The sequence below is a fragment of the Wenzhouxiangella indolica genome, from assembly GCF_042310355.1.
In the GTDB taxonomy this organism is placed as follows: domain Bacteria; phylum Pseudomonadota; class Gammaproteobacteria; order Xanthomonadales; family Wenzhouxiangellaceae; genus Wenzhouxiangella.
Genome location: NZ_JBHJMR010000004.1, coordinates 195,494 through 202,500 on the forward strand (window position 1 = coordinate 195,494; position 7,007 = coordinate 202,500).

General features: G+C 60.0%; 3 protein-coding genes and 2 rRNA genes (1 of these 5 cut by a window edge). 1 reads left to right on the forward strand and 4 read right to left on the reverse strand.

The annotated features are described in order from the left end of the window. Positions 1-4: 4 nt before the first annotated feature. Complete coding sequence (locus ACDC67_RS07395; RefSeq protein WP_376691920.1) at positions 5-1,696, reverse strand: glutamine--tRNA ligase/YqeY domain fusion protein; 1,692 nt, start codon at positions 1,694-1,696, stop codon at positions 5-7. Positions 1,697-1,938: 242 nt separating this feature from the next. On the opposite strand from ACDC67_RS07395, the gene ACDC67_RS07400 reads away from it, so the two are divergent. Continuing rightward, positions 1,939-3,237 carry a dicarboxylate/amino acid:cation symporter gene (locus ACDC67_RS07400; protein ID WP_376691921.1) on the forward strand — a complete coding sequence of 433 codons (1,299 nt, stop codon included), beginning with the start codon at positions 1,939-1,941 and terminating at the stop codon, positions 3,235-3,237. A 90-nt stretch (positions 3,238-3,327) separates the two neighbouring features. On the opposite strand, the gene ACDC67_RS07405 is transcribed toward ACDC67_RS07400, so the two are convergent. The 3 genes from ACDC67_RS07405 to ACDC67_RS07415 all read right to left on the reverse strand — a co-directional run. After that, the gene (locus ACDC67_RS07405; protein ID WP_376691923.1) at positions 3,328-4,548 is read right to left on the reverse strand and encodes a multidrug effflux MFS transporter; all 1,221 of its coding nucleotides are present in this window, start codon (positions 4,546-4,548) and stop codon (positions 3,328-3,330) included. A 295-nt stretch (positions 4,549-4,843) separates the two neighbouring features. After that, positions 4,844-4,958, reverse strand: a 5S ribosomal RNA gene (gene rrf, locus ACDC67_RS07410). Between the two features lie 157 nt (positions 4,959-5,115). Then, positions 5,116-7,007 (reverse strand): 23S ribosomal RNA (locus ACDC67_RS07415); it runs 993 nt beyond the window's last position.

The following is a 7,007-nucleotide window of genomic DNA, read 5'->3' on the forward strand; positions in this document are numbered from 1 at the left end:
GCACTCAGTTGTTACGCAGCTGTTTCTCGAGCTTGGCCCAGGTATCGCGCAGGGTCACGGCGCGGTTGAACACCGGCCGCTCTGCCGAAGTGTCGGGGTCGGGCACGAAGTAGCCCAGGCGCTCGAACTGAACGAATTCGCCGGGCGCGGCCTGCTCCAGGCCGGCCTCGAGCCGGGCGTTGTCGAGCACCTCGAGCGAATCGGGGTTGAGGTGTTCGACGAAGTCGCGCTCCTTGTCACCGCCGGGATGCGGCACGTTGAACAAGCGATCGTAGAGGCGCACTTCGGACTTGACCGAATGCTCGGCCGAAACCCAGTGGATGGTGCCCTTGACCTTGCGGTCGGCGCCGGGCTGGCCCGAGCGGGTTTCGGGGTCGAAGCTGCAGCGCAGTTCGATCACGTTGCCGGCGTCATCCTTGATGACTTCGTCGCACTGGATGATGAAAGCGTTGCGCAGGCGGACTTCGCCGCCGGGCTTGAGGCGGAAGAATTTCCTAGGCGCCTCTTCCATGAAATCGTCGTGCTCGATGTAGAGCTCGCGGGTGAGCGCGACTTCTCGCGTGCCCATTCCCGGGTCCTGCGGGTGGTTGGCGGCCTTGACCCATTCGGTTTCGCCTTCGGGAAAGTTGGTCAGCACGAGCTTGAGCGGGCGCAGCACCGCCATGCGTCGCGGGGCGCGCACGTTGAGGTCGTCCCGGAGGTTTCGCTCAAGCGCGCCGAAGGGAATGATGCTCTCCGACTTGGTCACGCCGATCTCGTTGCAGAAGTTCCGAATCGACTCCGGCGTGAAACCGCGACGGCGGATGCCGGCGATGGTCGGCATGCGCGGGTCGTCCCAGCCGTCCACATGGCCTTCGTCGACCAGGCGTGTCAGTTTGCGCTTGGACAGGACGGTGAAATCCAGGTTGAGGCGCGAGAATTCGATCTGGTAGGGGCGTGACGACACCGGCAGGTGGTCAAGCAGCCAGTCATAGAGCGGCCGGTGATCTTCGAACTCGAGCGTGCATAGGGAATGGGTGATCTGCTCGATGGCGTCCGACTGGCCGTGGGCGAAATCGTAGCTGGGGTAAATGCACCATTTATCGCCGGTGCGCGGGTGGGATTGGTGTCGAATTCGGTAGATCACCGGGTCGCGAAGATTGATGTTGGGCGCGGCCATGTCGATCTTGGCGCGCAGCACGTAGGCACCGTCGCCGAATTCTCCGTCGCGCATGCGCTCGAACAGGTCGCGACTCTCGTCCGGATCGCGGTCCCGGTCCGGACTCGGCGTGCCCGGTTCGGTCAGCGTGCCGCGCTGCTCCCTGATGGCATCGGCGTCCTGAGAGTCGATGTAGGCCAGGCCGTTGTCGATCAGGTGCAGGGCATATTCGTAGAGGGTCTGGAAGTAATCTGACGCGTAGCACTCTTTCTTCCACTCGTAGCCCAGCCAGGCGACATCGGTCTTGATGGCATCGACGTAGCGCTGCTCTTCCCTGGCCGGGTTGGTGTCGTCGAAGCGCAGGTTGGTGTAGCCACCGAACTCCTCCGGCAGGCTGAAATTGAGGACGATAGACTTGGCGTGACCCAGATGCAGGTAACCGTTGGGCTCCGGCGGAAAGCGGGTGACGATCTTGTCGTACTGCCCCGCCTCCAGCTCCTTGCGGATCCGGTTGCGAATGAAGTTGGTCGGAACGTCCGGCGTATCGCTGCTGCTCATCGGTTTTCGGCATCGTTGATTTGAACCGCGCATTATACCGGCCGGGCGCCGGGTGCCGGAGGGGTGTGGGTCGGTGCGTCGGTGCGACGGTGCGACTATGCGTCCGTAGTCCGTAGTCCGGAAACCGGAACCCGGAACCCGGAAACCGCACCCCTGAACCCTGAAACCTTCTTTTAAGCCGCTAGACCGACCCCTTCCGGTGCGCTACCCTCACCGCATCCCGCAAAATCGGAATCGAGTCCATGACGCAGGAACATCGCTTCGATCATCACAAACTGAGCACGCACATCCTCATCGCCCTGGTCCTGGGCTTGTGCACGGGGCTTGTGATCAATCTTCTTCTGGGCGACGTCGAGTGGATCCAGAAGTATGTCGTTGGCGGCCTGTTCGAGGTTGTTGGCGAGATGTTCGTGCGTTTTCTGAGCATGTTGATCGTTCCAATCGTATTCGTCTCGCTCATTGCCGGGGTCGCTTCCCTGGCCGACCCCAAGAGCCTGGGACGCGTCAGCAGCAAGGCCATCGGGCTGTACCTGATCACCACATGTATCGCGATCGTGCTCGCGCTGTTGGCCGGCATGGTTTTCCAGACCGGCGTGGGCGCCAGCCCGGTCGGTATGGAAACGCCCGAGATTTCCGAGGCGCCGGCGTTCTCCCAGGTACTGATCGATCTCGTGCCCAGCAACCCGGTCAATGCGATGGCTGAGGGCAACATGCTGCCGATCATAATCTTCTCGATCCTGCTTGGCCTGGCGATATCTTTTGCCGGCAAGTCCGGGCAGCGCATCGGGGAATTCTTCAAGGACTTCATGGAAGTGGTCATGAAGCTCGTCGGCATCGTCATGCTGATCGCACCCTACGGGGTGTTCGCCCTGATCGCGGGTATGGCGGCAACGACCGGTTGGGGCACCTTTGCCGGAGTGATCAAGTACGTCTTCCTGGTGCTGGGGATGCTGGTACTCCACGCAGCGGTCGTCTACCCGCTGCTGCTCAAGACCTTTACCGGCCTGAGCCCCATCACCTTCTATCGCCAGTTCCGGGACGTCATGGCCTTTGCATTCTCTACGGCATCGTCTGGGGCGACCATTCCCGTGACCCTGCGGGCGGTGCAGGAACGCATGGGTGCGAGCAACCGCATCAGCTCGTTCACGATCCCGCTGGGCGCGACCATCAACATGGACGGCACGGCCATCATGCAGGGCATCGCGGTGGGCTTTATCGCGCAGTACTACGGCGTCGATCTATCCTTGTCGCAGTACCTCATGGTGATCTTCATGGTGGTCATGGCATCGATCGGGGCCGCCGGAGTGCCCGGCGTCGGCCTGATTCTGCTCGCCGGTGTTCTGGCTCAGGTCGGACTGCCGGCCGAGGGTATCGCGCTGATTCTCGGCGTCGACCGGGTCCTGGACATGACCCGCACGGCCGTCAATGTTACCGGCGACGCCACGGTGACCTGCATCGTCGCCAACAGCGAGGGCGAACTCGATACGGATCGCTTCAACAACCTGAGCAGCGGGGATGAACCCGCACGCGAGCAGGCATAGAAGCCTCCAGCGCGTGCAGATGGATTCCTGACGGGGAGCGCAACAGCCGACTCGGGGAGCGCGGTGCTGGTCGTGTCGGTCCTACTTGCTTCAACCGCGACCGATGGTCTCGCGTTCGCGCGATTGTAGATCCATCGCGTCGCGCATGGCCCTGGGCGCGCCAAGCGCGAATCCGAGCGCCGAGAGCGTGCAAGCGGCCATCACGAGCGCGATTGGCAGGGGTGTGGCACCCACTAGCACGGTCGACATGGCGCTGATCAACCCGCCCAGTGTGAACTGGGTTGCGCCGAGAAGCGCGCTGGCCGTCCCGCCCAGCTTCGGAAAGAATTCCAGCGCGTTGGCAATATTGTTCGGAATGATCACACCCAGGCAACCGCCGATGACGACCAGGCTGGACGCGACAGCCAGCAATCCGCCTCCGCTTGCCAGCACCCCCAGCAGGGACAGTACCGCCACGGCCTGGATCATGCAGCCCGCGCGCAGGATCCGGGTCGAGTGGAAGGACTTGAGCAGGCGGCGATTGAGCAGATTGGCGGCGACCATCCCGGCGACACTTGCGGCAAAGAGCAGTGAGAAAGTCCGGTTCGAGACCCCGAACCAGTCCTGGTAGATAAACGAGGCGTGGGTGATGAACACCAACATGACGCTGAATGCCAGGGTCTGAATGGCGATGAAACGCATGGTCGTGCCGTGGCTGACGACCTTGATGTAGTTGGTCACCAGCGTGTGGACGGGGGTACGAATCTTCGCGGCTGCCGGAAGATGCCGAAACAGTAGCCGCTGCAGGGTGGCCGCCACAACCAGTGCGTAAGCCGCCAGGAAAATGAAGATTGCCGGCCAGCTGAACTGGTAGAGAAGCACTGATCCGATCGCCGGGGCAAGCGCCGGTGCCACCAACATCACGATACCGATGAGCGAGAACAAGCTCGCGGAAGCCTGCCCGTGCGTCCGGTCGCGAACGATCGCGGGAACCGAAACGGCACAACAGGCACCGCCCACCGCCTGGATCATCCGCCAGAACATCATGGCCCCGAGCCCCTCGGACAATGCAACCATCACGCTGGCAACAGCAAAGAGACCCAGCCCGCTGAACAACACCACCCGCCGCCCGTACCGGTCGGACAAGGGTCCAGCCACCAGCTGCGCCAGCCCCAGTGCAAACACGTAGACACTCAAGGTCCGGCCCACCGCCGGCAGATCGACACCCAGGTCGGCGGCAATCTCCGGAAAGGCCGGCAAATAGGTATCGAGCGCAAACGGCCCGATAGCCACGGTCATGCCGAGAAGTATGGCGAATCGAAGCGTGGACACGGTTTGGTGTGCAGAGGATTAGGCGATAGCTTGCCACATCCACCGTCAGTAGGTGGAGGCGGAGGGCACAAAGCAAGCTAGCGAATTCAAACAATCCCGCGACCCGAAGGGTTGCGACAACATAAATGCTTGGCAGCACAGCTCGGAACACGGGTGCGGTTTGCGCGAAGCGCAAGAAGCGCCCGTGTGGAGAGCGCCCGTGCGTGACCGTTGGTCACTGCCAGCCGCTGACGCGACTGCACAGGCATAAAAAAAGCCCCGAAGCGTCGAGCGCCTCGGGGCTTTCAGGATAAATGCCTGGCAGTGACCTACTCTCACACGGCGAATGCCGCACTACCATCGGCGCTGGCGCGTTTCACTTCCGAGTTCGGGATGGGATCGGGTGGTTCCACGCCGCTATTGCCACCAGGCAAGGCTAACCATTATCCGGGCAAGGTCCGAAAAATATTCTAGACCTGGTCCGGGAACTCCCTGCCATCTACAAAAGCAGGAAGTCGGAATCTGTTCAAGAGCGTCAGTCGTGTCATCGCAGGAGAGTGTTGGCTCTCCAATTGGCTTTGGTGTTATATGACCAAGCCTCACGGGCAATTAGTACTGGTTAGCTTCATACATTACTGTACTTCCACATCCAGCCTATCAACCTGGTCGTCTTCCAGGGCCCTTCAGGGACCTCAAGGGTCCAGTGAAACCTAATCTTGGAATGGGCTTCCCGCTTAGATGCTTTCAGCGGTTATCCCTGCCGATCGTAGCTACCCGGCAATGCATCTGGCGATACAACCGGAACACCAGCGGATCGTCCACTCCGGTCCTCTCGTACTAGGAGCAGATTTCCTCAAGTTTCAAGCGCCCACGGCAGATAGGGACCGAACTGTCTCACGACGTTCTAAACCCAGCTCGCGTACCACTTTAAATGGCGAACAGCCATACCCTTGGGACCGGCTACAGCCCCAGGATGTGATGAGCCGACATCGAGGTGCCAAACACCGCCGTCGATATGAACTCTTGGGCGGTATCAGCCTGTTATCCCCGGAGTACCTTTTATCCGTTGAGCGATGGCCCTTCCATACAGAACCACCGGATCACTAAGACCTGCTTTCGCACCTGCTCGATCCGTCGATCTCGCAGTCAAGCACCCTTGTGCCTTTGCACTCACCGCACGATGTCCGACCGTGCTGAGGGTACCTTCGTGCTCCTCCGTTACTCTTTGGGAGGAGACCGCCCCAGTCAAACTACCCACCACACATTGTCCCTGAACCGGATAACGGTTCGAGGTTAGAACTCCAGTTACACCAGGGTGGTATTTCAAGGTTGGCTCGACGCAGACTAGCGTCTACGCTTCAAAGCCTCCCACCTATCCTACACAGGAATAACCGAAGTTCAATGTGAAGCTATAGTAAAGGTTCACGGGGTCTTTCCGTCTTGCCGCGGGTACGCCGCATCTTCACGGCGAATTCAATTTCACTGAGTCTCGGGTGGAGACAGTGTGGCCATCGTTACGCCATTCGTGCAGGTCGGAACTTACCCGACAAGGAATTTCGCTACCTTAGGACCGTTATAGTTACGGCCGCCGTTTACCGGGGCTTCGATCAAGAGCTTCGCCGAAGCTAACCCCATCACTTAACCTTCCGGCACCGGGCAGGCGTCACACCCTATACGTCCACTTGCGTGTTTGCAGAGTGCTGTGTTTTTAATAAACAGTCGCAGCCACCTGGTCACTGCGGCCTCCAGAAGCTCAGGGAGCAAGTCCCATCACCGCCAGAGGCGTACCTTCTCCCGAAGTTACGGTACCATTTTGCCTAGTTCCTTCACCCGAGTTCTCTCAAGCGCCTTGGGATTCTCACCCTGCCTACCTGTGTCGGTTTACGGTACGGTCAGTTGTTACCTGAAGCTTAGAAGATTTTCCTGGAAGCATGGCATCAATACCTTCGCCCCACATAGGGGGCTCCCCATCACGTCTCGGCATTGATCCCCCGGATTTGCCTAAGGGACCTGCCTACCTGCTTGGACCGGGACAACCATCGCCCGGCGTACATAGCCTTCTCCGTCTCTCCATCGCAGTAACAACTGGTGCAGGAATATTAACCTGCTTCCCATCGACTACGCGTTTCCGCCTCGCCTTAGGGGCCGACTCACCCTGCGCCGATTAACGTTGCGCTAGGAAACCTTGGGCTTTCGGCGAACGGGTTTTTCACCCGTTTTATCGTTACTCATGTCAGCATTCGCACTTCCGATACCTCCAGCAAACCTCTCGGTTCACCTTCGCAGGCGTACGGAACGCTCCTCTACCATGCAGGTAAACCTGCATCCGCAGCTTCGGTACATTGCTTAAGCCCCGTTGAATCTTCCGCGCAGGCCGACTCGACCAGTGAGCTATTACGCTTTCTTTAAAGGGTGGCTGCTTCTAAGCCAACCTCCTGGCTGTCTGGGCCTTCCCACATCGTTTTCCACTTAGCAATGAT